Raw genomic sequence first — 22,873 nt, 5'->3', positions numbered from 1 at the left:
CTGGCTGTGAATTAGGCTTGGGTATCGGCAGGCTCGGTCATTTGGCGGAGCATTTCTTGCGGCGGAAGGAGGAGTTTGTAAGGAGCAATTTTAAGCGCGGATGCGATTTTTTCGATGTTGGAAAGGGCGATATTCCAGCGTTTGCGCTCGACGGCGGAAACGTAGGTACGGTCAAGTCCGCATTGGCGCGCCAGTTCTTCTTGCGACCAGCCGTGATTAACGCGATAGAGGCGCATGTTGTAAGCGATAACGGCGCGGAGGTCTTGCGGATCGGGCAGGCTTGGAGGGGGAGTGAGTTTGTTGACCATGGTATTTGGAGTTTGTGGTTTGAACGATAAGGGGATTTTATACTATTTTTGTGAGGGGAAAGGAAAGGCCGTCTGAAAGTTTTCAGACGGCCTTAAAAGGGGTAGGTATAAAAAAAAGGGGGTGGCTTTCGGCCACACCCAAACACACACACATCAAGAGGAAAGAAAAATCATTTAATAAGAGAGCTGGCTCTTATAGAGGAAAACTGGAGGATTAGGGCTTGACCCTGAAGCATTGAAAGGCATTATAAATGAAAATAGGGTTGGGGTATTGATACAGGTCAATTCGGGCTTGATTTAGAAAATATATTTTTAGGATAGTGGAAATAAATTAAAAATAAGGTTTGATTGTGAATAAAAGTCATCAGGCCGTCTGAAAAATGGGTTTCAGACGGCCTGATTGGTTTAAAGGCTACTACTTATACATAAATTAAGTATTAAGCCAGACCTTTATCTTTGGCTTCTTGCAGGCGGGCTTCAAAGTTGCTGAGATTGACGCCTGCCTGTTCGGCTGCGGCAACTACTTCGGCTACAGATGCGCCGTGTTGCACTTGATGATAACCCCAAAGCAAGGAGCAGCGAGTGCCGGTGCGGCAGAAGGCAAGGATAGGAGTCGGAGATTGTTGCAACAGATTTTGGAAGGCTGCAACATCGGCTGCGTTGATTTGAGGCGCAACGACGGGCTGGTGTGAGAATTGGTTGATGCCGGCCTCTTTAAACCAGTTTTGCACTTCGGCAAAAGCCGGTTGGTTTTCTTCTTCGCCGTCCGGGCGGTTGCAGATGACGGTTTGGATGCCGAGACGTACGGCTTCTTGGACATCGGATTCGGTCAGTTGGGGGGCGATATAGAGGGAGTCGGTCAGTTTACGGATGGGCATAGTTTTTCCTTTTCTAAGTTTGATGATGGATGTTATTGCTTTTGAGGTTTCAATAAGGCTTGTTCCAATAGTTTTTTATTTGCTTTGGATTGGTTTTGTATATATTTACGGACGATATTGTCGATCGTCGAGTCTTGCTCCATATTGGAGCGGGTTGACCAAATGGCAGAAGCAAGCATGAGGTCTACATGATTTGGATGCTGTTCGGCTGCCGTTTGGGCTTTAATAATGTAGTCGAGAATACGTTCAACAGCTTTAGGATTGCCGGTTGCATAGTAGGTTACCCATAGGAAATCTAGTGATGCAGGAGAAACCATCGGTTCTTGAAGTGGATGGAAGGTTTTGATTTGTTCAATTTCATTTTTAAGTGCGGCATCTAATGTCAGGCTATTAAGACATGTTTGGGCTTGAGGTGTACCTGTCATGGCGAGAGTATAGGCAGCAAAAGTTTGTGCATTATCGTGGTAAGTACGAATTTTGTTACACCAAGCGGTGCTGACTTGAGGATACTTTTGTAAGACTTGGCTGGCCCAAGCAATAGTGGTATGGCGCGTGAGATTGGCTTTGACTATGCCGTCCAGTAAGTTAACCGCGCGTGTATCAGAAGGGTTTTTGTAGAAGACGGCAACTTCTTTGCTCAGCTTTTCGGTTGGAAGCTTTTCTGTCGAGTCAGTGTTAGGTTCAGCGGCGGAGTGCAAACTGAGAAATAGGGCAAGTGTTCCGATAAGAAGTTTTTTCATGGCTGTTCTTTCAAGTGAGATATTTTCAAATTGTCTTGTATAGAGGTAGTTGTTTAAAAATAAAAATAAGGTTTAGTCATTATAAAGCCAGTTTTCAAGTTTTTGGCGATCGGTAATGTGCAGCAGGGCGGTATTGGCTTCTGCTGCTTGAACTGTGATACTGGTTTCGCGCAATAGGCCTTGGCGGAAGAAATGGATGGTGGTGCGCGTACCGATAGGCAGTTTGCTCCACTGCGCTGCAAGGTCGTTGCAGGCATAGCCGCCTAAGGCGATGATTTTGTCTTGCGGGCAGAGTCCGGCATTTTCTGCGCTGCCACCATTAAATACATGAGTCAGGACGGCATGGTCGCCGTTTTGTTTGAAACGTGCGCCCAAATCATTGGCGGGGGCAACTGATTGGGGTTCGTTTGCAAATGCTCCACCGTGCTGGCGTGGCAGGGGGATAAAGTCGAGTTTGACACCTACGCTTTGCAGGCATTCTGCGAGCGGAAGGTCTTCGGTGCTGTATAAGGCCGTCTGAAAGAAGGTTTCTAAATTTAAACCAGTTATTTCTTGGCAACGGGTTTGCCAGTGTTTTTCGGGTATACCTTGATGGGTGTCGCACCAGTTGCGATAGTGTTGCTGCATTACACTGTCGAGGTTGTATTTGCCTTGGCTTTTTTCACGGATGATGAGGTCGAGGCAAAGTGCGGCCAGTGCGCCTTTTTGATAGTAGCTGACGATGGCGTTGGGGCTGTTTTCATCTTGTTTGTAGAACTTGTCCCACGCGCTGAAACTGGATTGGGCAAGTGTTTGTTTCAGACGGCCTTGTGTCTGCTGTACGCGTGTAATGCCTTGTGCAAGCAGGGTAAGGTAGGCTTCGGGGCTGATGGTTTTGCTTCGGGCTAGAAAGAGGTCGTCGTAGTAGGACGTAATGCCTTCAAATGCCCAAAGTTGCTCGGTGTAATTTTCTTGGTCGAGATTGTAAGGTGCGAAGACGGCCGGTTTGATGGATTTGACGTTCCATGCATGGAAGTATTCGTGTGAGAAAAGTCCGAGTAATTCGGTATAGGCTTTGTCGGCTTCGCCCATATCGTAAGATGGCAGACTGTGGCGGTCGGCAAGAAGGGCGGTGCTGCTGATGTGTTCCAGTCCGCCGTAGAGGTTGTCGCCTAGATGTAGTAGGAAAAGGTATTCAGTAAACGGGGCAGGGGAGGGAAACATCGCCAACTCGGTTTCGCAGATTTTTTGAATATCGGCGAGGAAGCGGGAACGGTCGAAATCGGGGTAGATACCGCTTAATGCAATACGGTGGGGAATGCCTTGTGCTGCAAAGTCGAGGAATTCGATGATGCCTGTTTCAACGGGGTGATCAATCAGCTCGGCATATGAGGCCGTCTGAAAAGTGGTTGTCGAAATTTTGGGCAGGGTTGTGGCTATCTGCCATGTGTGTGGCAGGGTGGGAAATTCGACTTGGTGCGGTTGTTCCTCTTGTCCGTGTACTTTTAAGAATAGACATGCGCCGTCGAAAAAGCCGCGCTCGGTACTGAGGAACGAGCCGCGCACAGACAAGTCGAATGCGTAGACGGTGTAGTAAATTTCCCACGCTCCACTGAGGGCTGGGGTTTGCCAATGGTTTTTGCTGGTTTGCGTCAGCGGCTGGGCTTTGCCGTTGCAACGCGCGCTGATGTGTGTGATGTGGCGGGCAAAGTCACGGATGAGGTAGCTGCCGGGAACCCAGTTTGGCAGGCTGATTTCTGTTTCAGAATCATTGGGTTGGGTGAATGATAAGGTGATGTGCCATTCATGCGACAGAAAGTTGGGGGTAATTTTGTAATTAATCATAACTATCGTATAGTTTGCTAAAGTTTATTAAGGATAAGTGTTTTAAAAGGTTAGGTTTAATCTATATCAATAAATCTGTACGAAAAAGGGGGCTTGAAAAAATGCTGTGTCCGATTTATAGGATATGTTTAAATAATTCATTGAATATAAAAGAAATGAGATTATGTCTCACTAAAGTTTTTATGCAATATGGAATGTAATTTTGCTTGGCATGTTGTGGTGTCTATGTTAAATTTAGAAAAATTTGAGCCTTAGCCGTATTGCGCTTTTTATAAACGTAAGGGTTGGGGTGAGATAAAAATTTTTTATACCCATAATTTATGGAGACTTCCATGGACACACAAACTTATAACTACAAAGTGGTGCGCCAGTTCGCCATCATGACTGTAGTTTGGGGTATTGTGGGCATGTTGGTTGGTGTAATTGTAGCCGCCCAATTATTTGCTCCATCCCTTGATTTATCTGAAATTGGACCTTGGTTCCACTTTGGTCGCCTGCGTCCGCTGCATACCAATGCGGTTATTTTTGCATTCGGTGGTTGCGGTTTGATCGGTACATCATACTACGTTGTTCAACGTACATGTAATACCCGTCTGTTTGGCGGTTGGTTGCCTGCATTTACCTTCTGGGGTTGGCAGGCTGTCATCGTGGCTGCGGCTATCAGCTTGCCTATGGGTTACACCCAAGGTAAAGAATACGCCGAGTTGGAATGGCCTATCGACATTTTGATTACGCTGGTGTGGGTTGCCTACGCTATCGTATTCTTCGGTACGATTGCCAAACGTAAAATCAAACATATTTACGTTGCCAACTGGTTCTACGGCGGCTTCATCTTGGCTGTTGCGCTGTTGCACATCGTCAATAATATCAGCATCCCTGCCGGTTTGATGAAATCTTACCCGGTTTACGCTGGTGCGATTGATGCGATGGTTCAATGGTGGTACGGCCACAATGCGGTGGGCTTTTTCCTGACAGCCGGCTTCTTGGGTATGATGTACTACTTCGTACCAAAACAAGCAGGCCGTCCTATTTACTCTTACCGCTTGTCCGTCGTTCACTTCTGGGCTTTGATTTTCACTTATATGTGGGCAGGTTCTCACCACTTGCACTACACCGCATTGCCTGACTGGACTCAATCTTTGGGTATGGTATTGTCTTTGATCCTGTTTGCGCCTTCTTGGGGCGGTATGATCAACGGTATCATGACTCTGTCCGGCGCATGGGACAAACTGCGTACCGACCCGATTTTGAAATTCTTGATCGTTTCTCTGTCTTTCTACGGTATGTCTACCTTCGAAGGTCCGATGATGTCTATCAAAACCGTTAACGCTCTGAGCCACTATACCGACTGGACTGTTGCACACGTTCACGCCGGCGCATTGGGCTGGGTGGGCTTTGTAACCATCGGTTCCGTTTACTATATGATTCCCCGCTTGTTCGGCAAAAATGAAATGTACAGCACTAAATTGGTTGAGGCGCATTTCTGGATCGCGACCATCGGCGTGGTTCTGTATATCGCTGCAATGTGGATTGCCGGCGTAATGCAAGGTCTGATGTGGGGTTCTTTGAATGACGACGGCACGCTGACTTATTCCTTCGTTGAATCCGTAAAACGTACCATGCCTTACTACATGATTCGTTTCACCGGCGGTCTTCTGTACCTGAGCGGTATGTGCATCATGGCATATAACGTTTACCGTACTGCTATCAGTGGTAAAGCCGTTGATGCTGAGATTCCTGCGGTTTCTCAAACTCAACACCACTAATGACAAGAAAGATAGGCTACCAAAATGAAATTACAACAATTAGCTGAAGAAAAAGTCGGTGTACTGATTGTATTCACCCTGCTTGTAGTCAGCGTCGGCCTTCTGATCGAGGCTGTTCCGCTGTTCTTCACCAAGGCAGTTACTGAACCTGCACCCGGCGTGAAACCATATAATGCCCTGCAAGTGGCCGGTCGCGATATTTATGTGCGCGAAGGCTGCTACAACTGCCACTCTCAAATGATTCGTCCATTCCGTGCAGAAACTGAACGTTACGGCCATTACTCTGTTGCCGGTGAGTCTGTTTATGACCATCCGTTCCAATGGGGTTCTAAACGTACCGGTCCGGATTTGGCTCGTGTCGGCGGCCGTTATTCCGATGAATGGCACCGTATCCACCTGCTGAACCCGCGCGACGTTGTGCCGGAGTCCAATATGCCTGCATTCCCATGGCTCGCACGCAATAAAGTCGATGCTGAGGCAACTGTGGCGCATATGAAAGCCCTGCGTAAAGTGGGTACACCTTACAGCGATGAAGAAATTGCCAAAGCACCTGAAATGCTGGCCAACAAATCAGAGCTGGACGCTGTTATCGCCTATCTGCAAGGCTTGGGCTTGGCATTGAAAAACGTAAGGTAACATCATGGACGCTAACTGGGCTCGCTCGCTCTTTACTGTTTGGGTATTTATCAGCTTTATTTTAGTTCTCTATATTGTGTTCAATAGACGCAATAAGAAAAACTATGACGATGCTGCCAGCAGTATTTTCGATAATGACGAACAAAGGCCGTCTGAAAAGGACGATCAAGCTCAGTCAGTCCGTGATCACGGAGCAAAATAATGAACACAACATCCCAATTTACCAGTAGTTTCTGGAGTATATATATTGCCGTTATCGTCGTGCTCAGCTTCATCGGCCTGGCTTGGCTTCTGCTTTCGCAAAACGTTGTGAAACGCCCTAAAAAAGGCGAAGAAGTAAAAACCACAGGTCATGAGTGGGACGGCATTTCGGAGTACAACAATCCTCTGCCACGTTGGTGGTTTTGGCTTTATGTCTGCACATGGCTGTTTGGCGTCGGCTACCTGATTATGTATCCAGGTATCGGCGATTACAAAGGCCTGTGGGGCTGGAGCAGCCATGGTCAATATGAAGAAGAAGTTGCCAAAGCCAATCAGCAATACGGTAAAGTGTATGCTAAATTTTCCAATATGCCGATTGAGAAAGTGGCTAAAGACCCTGAAGCCCGTGCTATTGCACAAAACCTTTTCAATACCTACTGTATCCAATGTCACGGTTCAGATGCCAAGGGCTCTAAAGGCTTCCCAAATCTGACTGACGATGACTGGTTGTGGGGTGGCGAACCTGAAAAAATTCAGGAAACCATTGAAAAAGGCCGTACTGCCGCCATGCCTGCATGGGGTCCTGCTTTGGGTGAGGAAGGTGTGAAAAACGTAACACAATATGTTATGTCTCTTTCTAAACCTAAAGGTCAATACGACGAAGAACGTGCAGAACGCGGTAAAGCCCTGTTTAGCGGCCCACCTGCCAACTGTTTCACTTGTCACGGCGACAAAGGTCAAGGTATCCAAGGCCTCGGCCCGAATCTGACCGACGATGTATGGTTGTGGGGCGGTACTCAAAAAGCGATTACCGAAACCATTACCAACGGCCGTAGCAGCCAAATGCCTGCTTGGGGTCACTTCCTCGACAAAGACAAGCTGCACATCATGACTGCTTATGTTTGGGGTTTGTCTAACAAAGACGGTAAAAAAGCTCCTGCTAAAAAAGCCGAGCCTGCTCCGGCAGCTCAACCTGCCGATGCTTCTGCTCCGGCGGCTGCTTCAGCTCCTGCTGCCGATAAAGCTGCTTCAGATGCTAAAGCTGCTCCGGCTGCTGAAGCCAAACCTGCTGAAAAAGCAGAAGCGGCTCCGGTTAAGGTAGATGGCAAAGCTGTTTTTGAAGCCAACTGTAAAACATGTCATGGCGGTATGATTCCAGGCGCTCCTGTCGTAGGTAAAAAAGAAGACTGGGCTCCTCGCATCAAACAAGGTAAAGACACTTTGCACAAACACGCGCTTGAAGGTTTTAATTCAATGCCTGCCAAAGGCGGCAACAGCAGTTTGAGTGACGATGAAGTTAAAGCAGCTGTAGACTTTATGGCAAATGAGTCCGGTGCAAAATTCTAATTTTGAGTCGGATTGAAAAAAGCGTACCTAACAAGGTACGCTTTTTTATATTTGATAAAGCCGATAAGAAAAGACATATCAAAGAGACGAAATATATAAGGTCGTCTGAAACATTCAGACGGCCTTTGTTCTTGTTTCAACCAAAATTAATCAATCCAAAGTGGACGTACTGCGTTTCAGAAACCATTCGCTGAAAGGCCACTCGACACTGTCGAGTAAGTTTTTGGTAATTAATCCCAATTCCGTATCGCCTTCAATTTGCAATTTACGGTTGAAAAATAAGGTATCGGGATCTTCCTCGCGCATCATCATGCGCATGAAGTCTATACCGTTGGCGGCCAGCCTCAGATCGGGAGCCCCGCTGAAGTTGTCATCCAGGAATTTTTCCGTATTGGCACTAAACCGCACTTTAATGCCGGCATCCAAAACTTCGATTTCGAATTTTCTTCCGGCAAAAAGTTCCATATCGGCAGGCAGTAAACCTTTTTTCAGCATGGTATTCAATACGGAGACTAAAACAAAGCGCGGAGGTTTGCCGGGAAGTTTGGTACCGATTTTCGCCATCCATTTGGGTAATATGATTTCAGGCAGCTCCATAATATGCCTCCTTCACGGTTTCAATACCGGGCTGACCGCGCCAATAGCCGTCAACCAGTGTTCCGGTAGTCAGTCGTTCCAACTCGGGGCGAACATCTTCCCATGTGGCTTTTCCGTCCAATACATCACGGTGAATTTGGATAATTTCAGCCATGCCGTGCATTTGTGGCGACAGTCTGAGCATATTCACGCCGATTTTATTTAAGTCTTTATGGTGGGGCAGTAGGTTTTGGCAGCCGTAAGACATGGTTTGGATGCCGTTGATGGTAAGAAACGGCTGGCCTTCGCGCGTATTCATGGCCATACCGTGCTCATGGTCAAGACAGCGGAATTCGCAACTGTCTTTATTCAGATTGTAATGGCGGGCGGTAAAGCAACGTGATGAATAGGCGAGCGGCATTTTACCCCAAGCGAAGAGTTCAGTTTCAATGCCGTCTGAAGCCTTGATGATTTCGGCAACCTTATCGCGGCTCAGCTCAGACGGTGCAATCCAACGGAATGCCCCTAATTTTCGGAATACGTCCAAAGTGGTTTCGTTGTAGATATTCAGGCTTGCACCGGCAACAAACGGGATGCCGTGTTCGCGTGCCAATTTAACCGCCCCCATGTCGTTGGCTTCAACTTTGAATTTTCCCTGCTCCGTGATTTTGCGTAGGCGTTTTAGATCAGATTCACTTTCGAGCAGGACTTGTGAGGAAAGAATAATTTCCTTACCGCTTTCTGCCAGGTCTTCAGCCAGTCCGAACCAGTCAGCAAAGCGCATTTTCTGACGGCGTGAGCAGACTACCTCGCCCAAATAGACCGTGTCCAACGGCGTATCCAGCATGGAAACGTAAAATTCCAGCAGGGCTTCTTTTTGCCAGAAAAATAAAATAGGGCCCAGCGACAATTTCAATGAATTCATTTTTTCCCCCTTATTTCCATGGGCGGTTGTATGCGCCCAAAGTTGTCTGATGACCTTCCGAAACTTTGCTCAAGGCATTGTTCCAGGCTGGATTGACTTTGAAATGCGACGGGTCGGCTGCGGCTGCATCCAATGCTTGGCGCAGGGATTTGGTTACTTGTGCCGTATACATCGGACTACGTTGGCGTCCCTCGATTTTGATGGCGGACACACCGATTTTGATGAGTTCGGGCAACATTTCCAAAACATTTAGGCTGGTCGGTTCTTCCAAAGCGTAGTAGGTTTCATCATTGACTTCAAAGCGGCCTTTGCACAAGGTTGGATAACCTGCGGGTTCATTGGGTTTGTATTGGTCTATCAATACCCGGTTTAGACGTACGTTCATGCGGTCGGGCAGTTGTTCCCAGCGGACGGATTTTGCCGGAGAGCAGACACCTTGCATATTGGGCGATTCGCCTGTTGCATAGCTCGACAAGATGCAACGGCCTTCCACCATCACACACAAACTGCCGAAGCCAAAAACTTCAATCTCCACATCAGTATTATCAATCACATGTTTGACCTGATCGATGGTCAGTACACGCGGCAAAACGGCACGACGGATGCCGAAAAGCTCCTTCATCATATTGATGGCTTCGTAATTGGTGGCCGAACCTTGTACCGACATATGCAGGCGTAAATTCGGATGTTTGTCTGCCGCATACGCCATGATGGCAGGGTCGGCAACAATAATTGCATCGGCACCCAAATCCGCCGCCGTATCCACAGCGGCGTGCCAACGCTCCACTTGGCCGGCTTGTGCGAATGTATTGATGGCCATCAGCACATTGCGCCCGCGCGCATGGGCGTAAGCTACGCCTTCCCGCGCAGATTTCATATCGAAATTCAGTCCTGGAAAGTTTCGTGCATTGGTCGCATCTTTTAAACCCATGTAAACCGTGTCCGCACCGTTGTCCACAGCTGTTTTCAGTGCAGGCAGGTTGCCGGCGGGGCAGACTAATTCTGGAATTTTCTGCATTTTGTGTTTCTCATCTTAATGATAACTTCTATCGGGTTAATCAATATTTTGTAGAATTCCGGATATTTTATGGATTAATGACACAAGATATGCTGATTTAAATCAAATTGAAAAATTCAGGTTGACGTAGGCATATTGTTTACAAAATCTTAACAGACGTTGTTTTTTATATATTTCATGTGCTTAAAAATTTTGATGACGGATTTTGTTTCAAAATCGGCTTATGTTTTTAACTATCGCATTTATTAATTTTTACAATAATATCGATAGAAAAATGAAAAAAGGCCGTCTGAAAATCTGGTTTCAGACGGCCTTTTGCTGTAAAGGGGTAGATTTAAGAGAAACCCAAGCGTTTATCGGGTCGGGTAAATACAAAAATAAACAGAGCAGTTAACGCGCCCAAAGTATCGGCAAGCATGTCTTTTTGCGCGTCCCAAATATCGCCTTGAGAACCCAAAAATTCCAGTCCGGCTTCTCCGCCATCGGTGACGGCATATTGCCATTCGATGATTTCATAGGCGGCAGCCACGCTCATGATAAAGAACAGGGAGAAAAACAAGGCCAGCGGCAGATTACACAACTTGCGGCGCAGCAGCCATTCGGCCATCGGGTAGGCATAAAAGCCGATGATGTAGTGGGCAATGCGGTCGTAATGATTGCGGTTTTCGCCCAAAATCGGCTCGACAAAGCGGTTGATGGATTCAAACGGCACATCGGCAAAAGTATAGTATGCGCCGATTGAATGCATAATCAGCCAGAAGCTCATGAATAAGTAGGCCAAATTGCTGAAGCGGAAAATACGGTAAGTGGCAACCAGAAGGAGAAATACGGAGGCTACGGGGATGATTTCGGCGTACCAGACTGCGCGGTCATGGGGATTGATACCTGACCAAACAATGAGGGCAAAGATAATCGTAGCAAGAAAAATGGGAAAAATTGGAGAGGGTTTATTCATATTGTGTGTATGTAATAACAAGGGTTGCGTATTGTATAACGAATCGGCGGATTGACGGTTTCGGATATTAAAGGCCGTCTGAAAAATAGTTTTCAGACGGCCTGAAGTTTAGCCGTTCCAGAAATAACGGGTGATGTGGAAAAATACGGGCGCGGCAAAGCAAATCGAATCAACGCGGTCAAGCATACCGCCATGTCCGCGTATCATATTGCCCCAGTCTTTGACACCGTAATCGCGTTTAATGGCAGACATAACCAGGCCGCCAAAGAAGCCCATTAGGCAGACGATAAAGCCGATAACGGCGGCTTGGCCGTGGGAGAACGGCGTAATCGGCGCCATCAACGCGGCAATGGCAGTGGCCGATAAAATACCGCCGACAGTGCCGGAAATGGTTTTGGACGGGGAAAGTGAGGGCATGATTTTTGCACCGCCAATCAGTTTGCCCCAAACGTATTGCAACACATCCGATACTTGCACCACGCCAATCAGGAAGATCAGCAACAGGATATTGTTGCCGTTATCGAAGCCGTCCAAGTCTAGAAACATCAGCGCAGGAACATGGGACAGACAGAAGATGCAAATCATCGCCATCCATTGCGTTTTGGCGGCGCGTTCCAAAAAATGCGCGGTTTGGCCGCTGAGGCTGGCAATAATCGGCAGTATCAAAAAGCCGTAAACCGGAATAAAAATGCTGAACATGCCGTACCAGCCGTCATAGACGAAATAGTATTGCACCGGCAGCAGCAGGTAAAAGCAGACCACCATGCTGTAATAGTCGCTGCGGCGGCGATAGACGAGGGTCATAAATTCGCGCAGTGCGGCAAATGAAATCAGGAAAAACAGTACAACCGCCCCGATTTTGCCGAACCAAAACGCACCCAGCAACACCAGCGTCATCAGCCACCATGCGTAAATACGGGCGTTGAGGTTGGCTATGGTGGCATTATCTGCGCCGTTTTTGCGCTTGAGCCATTGTCCGATGATGCTGGCAAAACACAATACGGCAAATACGCCGACAAAAATATAGCTGGCTTGCGGAGTCAGATGAGCGGCGGCTTGTTCGACAATGATTTGTTGGGAAGTCGTAGAAAGGCTCATGCTTGTCCTCCTTTGTTTTGCTGAACTTCAGGTTCATTTTGGCGAAGTTCGCTGCGGTCGTTTTCAGACGGCCTGAGTGCCAGCAGCGCTTCACGGCTGCGTGTCAAAAAGCTGTCTTTGTCTTCGTTTTCCTGCAAGGTAAGCGGCTGTCCGATATGGACTTCACACAAAAGCGGGATAGGCAGGATTTTGCCTTTGGGCAGTACGCGGCTGATGTTGTCTATCCAAATCGGCACAAATTCGGTATCGGGTTTGCTTTTTGCCAAATGATAAATGCCGGACTTGAACGGCAGTAGGATGGTGTTGTCATCAGTGTTACGCGTGCCTTCAGGGAAAATAATCAAGGAGTCGCCTGCGTTTAGCGCGTCTTTCATCTGTTCGGTAATTGCTTGCGGATTATCGCTATGGCGCGGAATCAGCAAGGCGTTGAAAACGTTTTGAATGATGAAGCGTTTGAGTTTGCTTGTCAGCCAGTAATCCGAACCGGCGACTGGACGCGTGGACAAGCGCCAGCGGCAGGGCAGGGAAATCCACACCAGCACAAAATCGCCATGGCTGCCGTGATTGGCATAATAGACCTTTTGGTGCTGATTGAATGTCAGCTCGTGCGGGCTTTTGGGGCGCACGCCCGTAAGAAAAGAGACCGACAGACACAAGGCTTGGTCGGTCAGCCAGGCAAGTTGTTTTTTGAGGAAGTTTTTCATTGTTTCTGCCTTTGGGAGTGAGATACCGCTAAGGATTCGGTTTGGGTAAATCAGCTAAAATAATCAAATGCTTTGGATAAGCAAAATTAAAAATTGTGCGGCGGTCAGGTATAAGCTTTTGCGCCATAAGGAAAGTGCGCCGTTTATCCGTTGGGTTAACGTACGGCTGCCTGAAATTTGACGCAAACCGTTTTGTTGTAAGGATTGGTCAAAGTCTTCAGGAGAGTAGCGGTTGTCGGCAAAGTCTTGGAACACGCGGTGGTCGAAGTGAATGCGGATATGGCAGTACAGCAAAACCGCTACTAAGACGAGTTGCACCGTAAACCATGCGCTGCCATATTTTGCCGATAAGGTAAGCAGCAGGGCATTGCAGGCGACAACATAATGTGCGGTAGAGAGCAGGTGGGCAGTAATACGGCTATCGGTTGCGTTGTCCATCATTATCCTTGTTTTAAACGGTTGGCCGCAGCTTCGACTGCTTGGGCAGTGGCCGGCGATAATACCATTTGCGGTCGAGCCTGTTTGAGTTCGGCCTTCGCTTGCGCCAAGTTTTTGCAGCCACCATAGGCCAGCAGCCACGTCAGCACCACTGCGGCACTTCTTCCATAACCCAAAGCGCAACATACCAGCACTTTGCCGTGTTTTTGGCGCAAGGTTTCCAATATCAAGGCCGTCTGAACCAAATCGTTTTCAGACGGCGTTACCATATCCAGTAAAGGCAGAGCGCGATATTCTCCCTGATAGCTACAGCAGGGATATTCGGCACATACATCCAATACGGCAGGCAGATGGTTTGAAATTCCCAAAACGCTGCCAATCCATACATCATGGCGGACTTGTGCCGTTTTCGCTTTACCGCGTAACCAATACGCCATGTTTAGCCGTACGCCCACCAGATAAGGCAATAGTAAAACCGTCGCTGCCGCCGATAATTTACCGTTAGCCTGTTTTTGGAATATGTTTGCATTCCCAGTCAAATAGGCAAAGGCCACCATCAGCAAAGACACGCTAATCCATATAAACCACAGCCACACACCACCCAGCAGCGCAGGCAAAGCCATCAAATACGCGCCAAGTAAATACAGCAACGCAATCTTTCTTGAGCGTACATTAATCGAGCCCAGTTTTAACGGCGAAGTCATCTGACGCGGGAAAGCCCACAACACCAGCCAGCCAAGCAATGCTCCGGTCGGCACGTCAATAAAATGATGTTGATAAGTCGTCAGTACCGACAAGGCAATCAGGCTTTGCCATAAGAAAAGCGGCAGGCGGATTTTGGGAAAGCGCGTCCAATAAAATGCACCCACGATAATCGCCAACGCGATATGCAAAGATGGTGCTTGGTTGTACGGTAAATCAAATGCAGCCAATGAATCAAACAGCCAGCCTGACAGCCCATCGGCGTGCGGTTTGGGCCACCCGAAGCGTAGCGGAAACAGCACAAAGCAAGCAGTTGCAATCAGTTGGGCGGCTACAAGGTGCACTACATATCGGTTTTGTTCATGTGTATCACGGCAAAGAAAAAATGCCGCGGCATACATCAGGTTCAGCGACCAATAAGGCACAATCGTCCATGCCCAAAACGGAATGTTGCTCTCCCATGCAAAAGCGATTTCAGGCACATAGTCTAGCGACGCTGCGTAATAGTTGGAGAGGCCGTAGCTGGTGTAAAACAGGATACCGACCAAAATCAGCTTGAGCAGGGAGGTTTTTAGGGAGGGTTTCATGGATAGGTACATGGTTTAAATAAGGCCGTCTGAAAGTTAAAGAATTGTTCAGACGGCCTTTATTTTTATTTCTTCACTGCCAAGCTCACGGTGAAAATACCGTCTTCGTCTATCCATTGATGGATTTTTTCAAAACCGGCTTTTTCAACCAGCTGATCCATTTCCTGCTGACTGCGGCGGCGCATTACCCAGTTTGGGCTGCCTGATTTGTGGCTGGTCAGGGCGCGGGAAATCATTTCCAGTTGCGGATGCCACGGCTGGCCGGTGTAGATCAGGTAGCCGCCGGGTTCAATGGCCTCGCCGAAGCCGTAGAGCGAGTTCAAAATCAAATCGTTGTCGGCAAACAATTCGTGCAGGCCGGAGACGATGCCCAACGTTGGACGCGGCTGAAAATCGTGATAATTGGCGCGGTCGTAAGCATTGACTTCATTGAAGGTTACCGTGTTTTGCAAGCCGCGCTCGGCAATCAGTTTGCGTCCGGCTTCGACATTAATCGGGCTGTAATCGCGCAAGCGTACGGAATCAGGCAACGTATCGGTAGTCAGGGCATCCAATACATAGCGGCCATGACCGGACGCAATATCCAAAACGTGTACAGGTTTGCCTGCTTCACGCAATTTGGCTGAGGCCGTCTGAATGGCTTTGCCGATATTGACTTTGCGTTGGCGGATACCGCGCCAGCCGATGGCATTGAGATAGTATTTGTCCACCCATACACCGAAAGCGTTGCTGCCTTGCGGTTGATTACGGTAGACGTAATCCAGCGTGCTGCCCGAATCAAAACCTGTTTCTTGACCGATTCTCAAGCCTTCACTCCAGCGCGCACCCAGTTTGAGCGAGGCACGATATATTGCCCAAAATGCACCGCGTGGCGAACAAATAGGCAAAGGCGTAGCCAGTTCGTCAGCTTCGCGGCGGCTGTCGCTGTGCAAATGGGCTTGGGTTAAATCAACTGGTTGCAAAGGTTGGTTGAAACACTCGCGGATAAAACGGCGCATTTCCACAAATGCGATTTCACGGTCTTGCTCACCTAAAGTGTCATGGTAGAAACCGGGCAGGATATGGCGCTCTTTAATATGGCTGCCCAAACGATTGTAGAAATCATGTTGCGGTTTGTGATGAACGACCCAATCGCTGCCTGAAATCAACAGTTGTACAGGCGTAGTAATCGCTTGTGCATCGGCAACTACACGTTCGGCCGCCTCATATAAACCCAGCAAAATGCGCACAGAAATGGCGCGGGCAATCAGCGGATCGTTGTCGTAGCTGTCTTGGCGTTCTTTATTGTGGGTCAGATAGTGGGCTTTGACGTAGCTGTTGACAAAGAAATTGCCGCGCCACTTTTGCATGAGTTTCAAACCGGTACGGGCAAACGGAACATAGAGTTTGACTTTGAACGCAGGCGAAGCCAATACGGCACAACGGATTTTCGGTGCGTAATCGTGCAACCAAGTAGAAACCAATACCGCGCCGACACTTTGCGCAATCACGCAGATGTTTTCAGGTTTGATGCCGTATTCGCTTTGAATGTGTCGGATAAAATCATCTACATCAGCAACCGAAGTGCCAATACTCGGACTATCGCCACGTTCACCGGGGCTGTAACCATGACCGCGCGCGTCCCAAGCGAAATAGGCAAAATCATCAAAACCCAGCTCATCCGCCACAAACATCATCCGGCCGGAATGCTCATGCCCGCGATGAAACAGCACAATGGCTTTATCGGAAGAACCATCGGCAGCAGGGCGATAGCGGTAGAAAAGCGAAGTCCCGTCTTGGGTAGAAAAGAATTTTTGCTGTTCGAACATGAGAAACTCCTAATAGTCATATTTTTTGAACAGTATCATGACATATCGGATAAATGCAATGATTATCCGATAGATGGACGAATGCAATGATGGAGAGATATGGTAAAAGATGGTTTCAAATTTCACTTAAAACTGATGACAGTGATTGTTAAAAGAGTTAGATAGAGGGCGTTTGGATAACCTTACAAACTACTACCGACATATCATCATAAACTCTTTGTTTCGCAATTAATTTACGAAACACAGTCAGACGGGACTTATCATTATCATATTGTTGCCAAATTTTTTCTCTTATTTCTTCTGAAAGGGCATCACTTAGGCCGTCTGAACAAAGCAGCAGGCTTTCTCCTGCTTTAAGTGTAAGTTCGATATGGCATATTTTGTCTTGGAATTCGGAATAATCTGCTACTAGATAAGAAGAAACGCCACCATATATGGTTGCGAACCCTTCTTCTTTTTTATCCGACAAACCATCCAGCAATTCGGAGAGTATCGAGTGATCTTGCGTCAGCTGCTTCCATTTTCCTTGTGTATCAATCGAATAGGCGCGGCTGTCGCCTACGCTGATGATTTTGGTTTTGCCGGTGGTTTGGTTGATTTCTGCGGCAACAAAAGTGGTTGATGAACCAAAATAATCTTCCGCCAACTCTTGAGATAAAGCGGTTTGTACATGATTGATGGTTTGACGGTTGAGTTTGGCTGTACGGCTTAATAGGTGCATGGCTGATTTGCTGGCTTTTTCGGGACGGTTGCTATTGGAAATGCCGTCGGCTATCCCGATGATAAAGCGTGGACGGGTTTCAAGACGTGTTTCAGCGGTTTTGAGTTTATATTGAAACACTTGTTCGCCATTAAAAAGGGCATCTTGGTTGTGCTGTTTGTTGCTGCCGATTTGTTGGCAAAAGGTGATTTCGCAAAATTTGTTCATGATTTGTCCATTTGTTGGGTGGATATTCGCTGTAGGCTTTTCATCGTTTCTAACCCTCCGGATTTACACTTGGGCAATACGTTTAAAATTTGATGATTAAGGATCAAGGCCGTCTGAACAGTTTTCAGACGGCCTTTACGGTGTTTAACCAAGCACTAATTAACTGCTAATTTTGTCATGTTTTAATACATCCATCGAAACCCGAATACAAATTTTAAAAGGAAATCAAACATGAAAAAATTCTTATTGACCGCCATCGTTGCTTTGTCTGCCGCTACTGCCGGTGCCAGCGATTACATCGAACACAAAATTTACAGCGACAAAAACTTCGAGCAAAACCGTGCTAAAGCCGTAAAAATGTTGGAACAACGCGGCTATCAAGTTCAAGATGTTGATGCCGATAGCCGTCGAGGTCAGCCTGTGTTGGAGGTTGAGGCGTTTAAAGATGGCCGTGAGTACGACATTGTTTTGTCTTACCCTGATTTGAAAATTATCAAAGAGCGCATCGATTATTAATATTTCGATATAAAGTGGATTGTCGCAGGGCTTTTGGTCCTGCGGCAGTTTGCTATTTAGGAATTTAAAGAATGTAAAACAGCATGTAAATTACCTAAAATAAATGAACTAAATATGCTTTTTATTTTCCATTTAATTCAAAGTGTTTGATGTTGGGAGTCATGATATGAGTTTGAATGATTGGAAGGAAGATGGTCAGCCGAAGCTGGTGGGCGACCAAGAAAAGCCTTTAAACGACGGCGCAGCTGCCGAATCCCAACAGGATGTTGAGTTTTGGGATCACAAGCAAAACGGTGTTGTTGAAAACGAAGTTGAGGTTGTGGCTGAAGCGGTAGAAATTCAGGAAGCGGTAGAAGGTCAGGTAGTGGTTGAACATCCTGAAATGCCGTCTGAAAAAAATGAGAAGAAAGCCAAACGCAAAAAAGACAAGGCGAAGAAGAAAAAGAATAAAGCCGAGGATTTGAATGAGCCTGATTTGTTGGGTACGAATAAGGGCGTGGAAACCATGTTCCGCAATGCCGTACGCTCGGAGATGGAATTGTTGGCGCTGGCGGCAACCAAAGCGAACATTATGATTTCGTTGAATGGTTTTATTGTTTCTGCACTGATGATTTCGGGCGCATTTATTTTTTCATCGTCGCCCGAATTTTTGATTCCGGCTAGTACGTTTATGATTACTGCTGCCGCCTCTATCGTGTTTGCATTGCTTTCTGCCTCGCCGGAACGTATCGGTAAAATGCAGGCGGCGCGTACATGGTTTAAGGATTTTGTCCGCGGCCGTTCTAAGCTGCGAGATTTGAAAACCCGCCTCAGCAGTACCGAAACGCGCTTTTTTGGCGGCAGCCAACCCAATATTTTGATTTATGAAGACCGTGTGAAACTGCAAAAAGATCAATATTGGGAAATGATGCAGGAGATTATGGGCGACCGTAAACAAATCTATGAAAAGATGAGCGACCATCTTTACTGGCTCGGTTTGTTGGCAGATAAGCAGTTTAAATACATTAACTTATCTTATGCGGTATTCCGCTGGGGTTTGCTGGCTTCGTTGGCGGCATTTATCGGCGTGAAAACATTGCCGTCATTACTGACGCCTACGGCCAACAATGCGGCAGAGCTGCGTTCGCTGGGTATCAATATGTTTAACGGCGTATTTGAGCCTTCTGCTGTACAACAGCTTCCAGATGGTAAGCTGCTGATCGCGGAAGACGAACCAAACCATGCGTTCAGTATCATCAGCATTGATAAAACCGGTAGGTTTGTGGAAGACGAGGCATTGGATACACGCGTGATTACCGGTTTCAAACGCCGTCTCAGCGACTTGGAGGCTTTGGCACGCGACGATGAAGGCTTTATCTACGCGCTGACTTCACACTCGCGCACCCGTAAAGGCAACCGCTCGCCTGACCGCGAACACCTGATGCGCTTTAAAATCCAAGACGGTAATGTGTTGGGGCTGACCAGCTACGACAATCTGACGCAGGTTTTGGAAACCGATCACAAGCTGCATGATTTGATTCGCGAGCGAACCAAGGCAGAAGTTTCTTTTGAAGAAATCAATATTGAGGGCATGGCGTTTGATCCTGTGAAAAAACGTCTTGTTTTGGGCTTCCGTGATCCTGAGTTCAACAACATGGCTTTAGTTGCGTTTATCAGCAATCCGAAAGATGTGTTCGAGCGCAATGCCAAACCTGAGTTTGATGAAGTGGCGGTGATTGATATTGATGGCGGCGGTATCCGTTCCCTCAACTATGATCCTGTGTTGAAAACCTACGTTATCGCCAATGAAGTGAAGGATGAGAATGGACAGAAATTCTCACAACTGTGGACTTGGAGCGGTAATCCGACCGATGAACCGCAAAAAATCTCTCTGCCTAATCTGCAACACATCACCAACGTTGAAGCTGTTGATTCGATTACCATTAACGGCAAGCCGCAGATGATTCTGATGGGCGATGAAGGTAATGCTTCGCAGAAAATTACTGCCAAGTATATGTTGGTAGATTACAGTCAGCTGGGTAAACAGTAAGTTATCTTGGCTGCTGAATAAAAGGCCGTCTGAAACCGATAGTTTATGGTTTCAGACGGCCTTTTTTGTTTTCAGTAAAACGGGGTGATGGGTTTAAATATTTTAATCAATGATGATTAACCCAAGAACGTGGACAAGTTTCAGACGGCCTTCAAGCCATTGATGACACGGTTGTAGCAGGTATAAACCAATGCCGCGCAGGCCAGCCACATAAGGATATAGAAAAGCGAATGGAAGCTGCCGGCGATTGCATACCATACGGCCAATACGCCGATAAAGAATGCGCGATCGCTTTTGCCGAATGGTCCGTCATAACGACGGCCGTTGCCGTGGACTTGTCCCAAAACACCGCAAAATTCAGTCATTGCCGCCAGCCAAATAAACAGGGCAATTTGTACGCCGCCGAAAGGTGCAATGAAGGCAAAAGGCAGATACAAAGCAGCATCGGCGACAATATCGGTGATTTCATTCAAATAACCGCCCAATGCCGATTGTTGGCCGAACTCCCGTGCCAGCATACCGTCCATTGCATTCAGTGCCATACGGACAAACAACCAGATCGGCAAAAGCCAGAATAATGTGGATACACCTGCAAACAATGCTAAAAGCAAACCGATCAAAATAGAAACGGCGCAGGCAAACAGGGTAACCTGATTGGCAGTAATGCCTTTTTGATACAGTCGCTTAACAATGGGGCGTAACAGGTTTTGAAATTTTGGTTTCAGGGCGTAGATGCTCATAATTATGCTATATAAAAGAAAATGAAGTGCCGTGATTATAGACGAAATCCGTTATAATCCGTCAATCTTCGAATCACGCGGTTCGCAAACCTCCCGCGTTAACAAAACTAGGAATCTACTATGGAAAAACAGCAGGCACTCGTTATTTTTTCGGGCGGGCAGGATTCAACAACCTGTCTGATTCAGGCAATTCAAACATATGGCCGTGAAAATGTGCAGGCCATCACTTTTCAATATGGGCAACGCCACGCCATCGAATTGGATCGCGCGCGTTGGATTGCCCAAGATTTGGGCGTAAAGCAGACAGTACTCGATTTGAGCTTGATGCAACAGATTACACACAATGCCTTGATGGATGATACGGCATCCATTGAAACAGCTTCAGACGGCCTGCCCAATACATTTGTAGATGGACGCAATGCTTTGTTTTTGCTTTACGCCGCTATTTACGCCAAAGGGCAGGGAATACGCCATATCATTGCCGGCGTGTGCGAAACCGATTTTTCCGGTTATCCCGACTGCCGCGATGTGTTTGTTAAGTCGATGAATGTCACGCTGAATCTGGCTATGGATTACGCTTTTCAAATTCACACGCCTTTGATGTATTTAACCAAAGCGCAAACATGGGCGCTGGCAGATGAAATGGGTGCATTGGATTATATTTGCGAGCATACGCATACCTGTTATAACGGTGTAGTCGGTGGTTGCCATGAATGCCCGAGCTGTATTTTGCGCGAGCGCGGTTTGTCGGAATATTTGGAAAGTAAAAAGGCCGTCTGAATTAAGAGGGGGCATCTATTTCCAATATCCAGTTGTACGAAAAGGCCGTCTAAAATTCATTTCAGACGGCCTTTGGCTATGTATTTTGTTCTGCTTAGAACAGCAAATCTGCCGGTTCACTGCTTGCCGGAGCATCTTTTACAGGAGAAGAGGCTGGGGCAGTAGCCGGTTCGGAGGCGGCTTTAGGTGCAGAAGCAGGGGCAGTAGCCGGTTCGGAGGCGGCTTTAGGTGCAGAAGCAGGGGCAGTAGCCGGTTCGGAGGCGGCTTTAGGTGCAGAGGCGGGAGCATCGGCCGGAGTGGTTACCGGTTTGGCAGCAGGTTTTGCCGGTTTCACCGGAGTCGGGCGAACGCTTTGTTTCGGTTCGGATGCTGCCTTGTTTGTATCGTCGGTAGCATCAACTTCGATTTCAGTGCCTTGAGGCAATACCACATCTTTAGCAGGAGCCGGTTTCGGCATGACTTTAGGTTTGCTGTAAGCATCCGTGCCGCTGGTCCATGCCAAAGATTTCAAAGGCGATTTGAGTTTCACGCCTTTGGCGCAGGTCAGACAGTTTGCTGCACCGGTGCGTCCTTTCAGGATTGCATCCACACGCGCTGCAGGAATGGTTTTACCGTGCGCTTTTGCCCAAGCGGCAATGCTTTTTTTCAGGGCAGCCGTATCAAGGTTTTTCTTGTCGTACGGGTCACGATAGGCAGCCAGCCACAAGTTTTGGTTCGCATCTTCGTTCAGGCTTGCCATTTGGTAGATAACGGAAGCAGGGGAACCTGTTGCGATGGTTTTGGCGAATTCCAATGCATCAGGGGATTTCATGCGTACGCAACCATGGCTGCGGACGCCGGGTACGCTGGCAGGGGCATTGGTGCCGTGGATGCCAAGGCTTAATTTAGGGTCGCCAAGACGGACAAATACGGGACCCAGCGGATTGTTTGGGCCGGCCGGCACGCTTTTTACGCCGTCATTGCGTTCTTTTTGGATGGATTTAGGGATATGCCAAACCGGGTTGTAGGCTTTTGCGCCGATCTTATGTTCGCCCAGATTAGTTTGGGTCATGGCTTTGCCGACGGCAACAGGATAAATTTTGCTTAGTTTGCCGTTGTCGTAGAGGAACAAACGCTGTTGCGTAATATTAATAACGACGTGTTGTCCGGAAGAGGCAGGGGAGACGTCTGGAATAAGTGTGTTTGCAGCAGCGGCTGAAGTTAAAAGGGCGGCGGTCAGGCCGAACAGTATTTTTTTCATGTCGTCTTTTTTTGTAGGGTTTGAAATGAAAGTTTTTGGCGCATGATACCTGAAACTCTGTGTTTTTGTGAGAAAATATGCGCTTTCGGTATTGGAAGACAGTCAAACGGTCGGGTAGCGGCTGCGTGG

23 protein-coding genes and 1 riboswitch are annotated in these 22,873 nt (G+C 47.5%); of the genes, 7 read left to right on the top strand and 16 right to left on the bottom strand.

Translation table 11 applies throughout. The features are described 5' to 3' along the window. Positions 1–11: 11 nt before the first annotated feature. From ACTHS8_RS06610 to ACTHS8_RS06595, 4 genes are all read right to left on the bottom strand, one after another. Positions 12–308, bottom strand: a complete 297-nt coding sequence (locus ACTHS8_RS06610; RefSeq protein WP_003680870.1) for a helix-turn-helix domain-containing protein — start codon at positions 306–308, stop codon at positions 12–14. A gap of 437 nt (positions 309–745) precedes the next feature. Further along, complete coding sequence (locus tag ACTHS8_RS06605; RefSeq protein ID WP_440373306.1) at positions 746–1,186, bottom strand: TIGR01244 family sulfur transferase; 441 nt, start codon at positions 1,184–1,186, stop codon at positions 746–748. Between the two features lie 32 nt (positions 1,187–1,218). Beyond that, positions 1,219–1,926 (bottom strand): hypothetical protein, encoded by a 708-nt coding sequence (locus ACTHS8_RS06600; RefSeq protein ID WP_440373305.1) that lies wholly within the window; start codon positions 1,924–1,926, stop codon positions 1,219–1,221. A gap of 72 nt (positions 1,927–1,998) precedes the next feature. After that, entirely contained in the window at positions 1,999–3,750 is a 1,752-nt protein-coding gene (locus tag ACTHS8_RS06595) for a M61 family metallopeptidase (RefSeq protein ID WP_440373304.1), read from the bottom strand. A 332-nt stretch (positions 3,751–4,082) separates the two neighbouring features. Between ACTHS8_RS06595 and ccoN the strand changes: the two genes are divergently transcribed. Genes ccoN through ccoP form a run of 4 tightly spaced genes read left to right on the top strand, consistent with a single transcriptional unit; the run spans position 4,083 to position 7,700 of the window. Continuing rightward, positions 4,083–5,516 carry a cytochrome-c oxidase, cbb3-type subunit I gene (ccoN, locus tag ACTHS8_RS06590; protein ID WP_191620500.1) on the top strand — a complete coding sequence of 478 codons (1,434 nt, stop codon included), beginning with the start codon at positions 4,083–4,085 and terminating at the stop codon, positions 5,514–5,516. A gap of 24 nt (positions 5,517–5,540) precedes the next feature. Next, positions 5,541–6,152, top strand: a complete 612-nt coding sequence (ccoO, locus tag ACTHS8_RS06585; RefSeq protein WP_003748778.1) for a cytochrome-c oxidase, cbb3-type subunit II — start codon at positions 5,541–5,543, stop codon at positions 6,150–6,152. 4 nt (positions 6,153–6,156) lie between these two features. After that, entirely contained in the window at positions 6,157–6,354 is a 198-nt protein-coding gene (locus ACTHS8_RS06580; RefSeq protein WP_003748776.1) for a cbb3-type cytochrome oxidase subunit 3, read from the top strand. After that, positions 6,354–7,700, top strand: a complete 1,347-nt coding sequence (gene ccoP, locus ACTHS8_RS06575) for a cytochrome-c oxidase, cbb3-type subunit III (protein ID WP_440373303.1) — start codon at positions 6,354–6,356, stop codon at positions 7,698–7,700. Before ACTHS8_RS06580 ends, ccoP begins: the two co-directional genes overlap by 1 nt. A 150-nt stretch (positions 7,701–7,850) precedes the next feature. Here ccoP and ubiT read toward each other — a convergent pair whose 3' ends face one another. The 10 genes from ubiT to ACTHS8_RS06525 form a co-directional block, all read right to left on the bottom strand. Beyond that, on the bottom strand, positions 7,851–8,297 hold the full coding sequence (gene ubiT, locus ACTHS8_RS06570) for a ubiquinone anaerobic biosynthesis accessory factor UbiT (protein WP_440373302.1): 447 nt from the start codon (positions 8,295–8,297) through the stop codon (positions 7,851–7,853). Further along, complete coding sequence (locus ACTHS8_RS06565) at positions 8,284–9,201, bottom strand: U32 family peptidase (protein ID WP_440373301.1); 918 nt, start codon at positions 9,199–9,201, stop codon at positions 8,284–8,286. Before ACTHS8_RS06565 ends, ubiT begins: the two co-directional genes overlap by 14 nt. A gap of 10 nt (positions 9,202–9,211) precedes the next feature. Beyond that, a complete protein-coding gene (ubiU, locus tag ACTHS8_RS06560; RefSeq protein ID WP_440373300.1) occupies positions 9,212–10,219 on the bottom strand; it encodes a ubiquinone anaerobic biosynthesis protein UbiU in 1,008 nt (335 codons plus the stop codon). Positions 10,220–10,553: 334 nt separating this feature from the next. Further along, positions 10,554–11,174 carry a DUF2238 domain-containing protein gene (locus tag ACTHS8_RS06555; protein WP_440373299.1) on the bottom strand — a complete coding sequence of 207 codons (621 nt, stop codon included), beginning with the start codon at positions 11,172–11,174 and terminating at the stop codon, positions 10,554–10,556. Between the two features lie 108 nt (positions 11,175–11,282). After that, the gene (locus ACTHS8_RS06550) at positions 11,283–12,272 is read right to left on the bottom strand and encodes a phosphatidate cytidylyltransferase (protein WP_107792327.1); all 990 of its coding nucleotides are present in this window, start codon (positions 12,270–12,272) and stop codon (positions 11,283–11,285) included. Further along, on the bottom strand, positions 12,269–12,976 hold the full coding sequence (locus ACTHS8_RS06545; RefSeq protein WP_440373298.1) for a lysophospholipid acyltransferase family protein: 708 nt from the start codon (positions 12,974–12,976) through the stop codon (positions 12,269–12,271). Before ACTHS8_RS06545 ends, ACTHS8_RS06550 begins: the two co-directional genes overlap by 4 nt. A 63-nt stretch (positions 12,977–13,039) precedes the next feature. Then, on the bottom strand, positions 13,040–13,414 hold the full coding sequence (locus ACTHS8_RS06540; RefSeq protein ID WP_440373385.1) for a hypothetical protein: 375 nt from the start codon (positions 13,412–13,414) through the stop codon (positions 13,040–13,042). A 2-nt stretch (positions 13,415–13,416) separates the two neighbouring features. Further along, positions 13,417–14,703, bottom strand: a complete 1,287-nt coding sequence (locus ACTHS8_RS06535; protein ID WP_440373297.1) for a phosphatase PAP2/dual specificity phosphatase family protein — start codon at positions 14,701–14,703, stop codon at positions 13,417–13,419. 65 nt (positions 14,704–14,768) lie between these two features. Next, the gene (locus ACTHS8_RS06530; RefSeq protein ID WP_440373296.1) at positions 14,769–16,511 is read right to left on the bottom strand and encodes a bifunctional alpha/beta hydrolase/class I SAM-dependent methyltransferase; all 1,743 of its coding nucleotides are present in this window, start codon (positions 16,509–16,511) and stop codon (positions 14,769–14,771) included. A 157-nt stretch (positions 16,512–16,668) separates the two neighbouring features. Further along, positions 16,669–17,439 (bottom strand): PP2C family protein-serine/threonine phosphatase, encoded by a 771-nt coding sequence (locus ACTHS8_RS06525; protein ID WP_440373295.1) that lies wholly within the window; start codon positions 17,437–17,439, stop codon positions 16,669–16,671. A gap of 231 nt (positions 17,440–17,670) precedes the next feature. Here ACTHS8_RS06525 and ACTHS8_RS06520 point away from each other — a divergent pair, with 231 nt between their 5' ends. Then, positions 17,671–17,955, top strand: a complete 285-nt coding sequence (locus ACTHS8_RS06520) for a PepSY domain-containing protein (protein ID WP_315111948.1) — start codon at positions 17,671–17,673, stop codon at positions 17,953–17,955. Between the two features lie 166 nt (positions 17,956–18,121). Then, a complete protein-coding gene (locus tag ACTHS8_RS06515) occupies positions 18,122–19,984 on the top strand; it encodes a Pycsar system effector family protein (protein WP_440373294.1) in 1,863 nt (620 codons plus the stop codon). Between the two features lie 140 nt (positions 19,985–20,124). Here ACTHS8_RS06515 and ACTHS8_RS06510 read toward each other — a convergent pair whose 3' ends face one another. Then, entirely contained in the window at positions 20,125–20,724 is a 600-nt protein-coding gene (locus ACTHS8_RS06510) for a CDP-alcohol phosphatidyltransferase family protein (protein ID WP_440373293.1), read from the bottom strand. 71 nt (positions 20,725–20,795) lie between these two features. After that, positions 20,796–20,841, top strand: a riboswitch (PreQ1 riboswitch). A 3-nt stretch (positions 20,842–20,844) separates the two neighbouring features. On the opposite strand from ACTHS8_RS06510, the gene queC reads away from it, so the two are divergent. After that, entirely contained in the window at positions 20,845–21,504 is a 660-nt protein-coding gene (gene queC / locus ACTHS8_RS06505; RefSeq protein ID WP_440373292.1) for a 7-cyano-7-deazaguanine synthase QueC, read from the top strand. 94 nt (positions 21,505–21,598) lie between these two features. Here queC and ACTHS8_RS06500 read toward each other — a convergent pair whose 3' ends face one another. Beyond that, on the bottom strand, positions 21,599–22,744 hold the full coding sequence (locus ACTHS8_RS06500) for a L,D-transpeptidase (protein ID WP_440373291.1): 1,146 nt from the start codon (positions 22,742–22,744) through the stop codon (positions 21,599–21,601). Between the last annotated feature and the right edge of the window lie 129 nt (positions 22,745–22,873).

The sequence above is a fragment of the Neisseria sp. P0016.S008 genome, assembly GCF_051957775.1.
GTDB lineage: Bacteria > Pseudomonadota > Gammaproteobacteria > Burkholderiales > Neisseriaceae > Neisseria > Neisseria flavescens_B.
The sequence above is the reverse complement of the archived record's forward strand: the minus strand, read 5'-3'. Positions and strand labels throughout refer to the sequence as shown.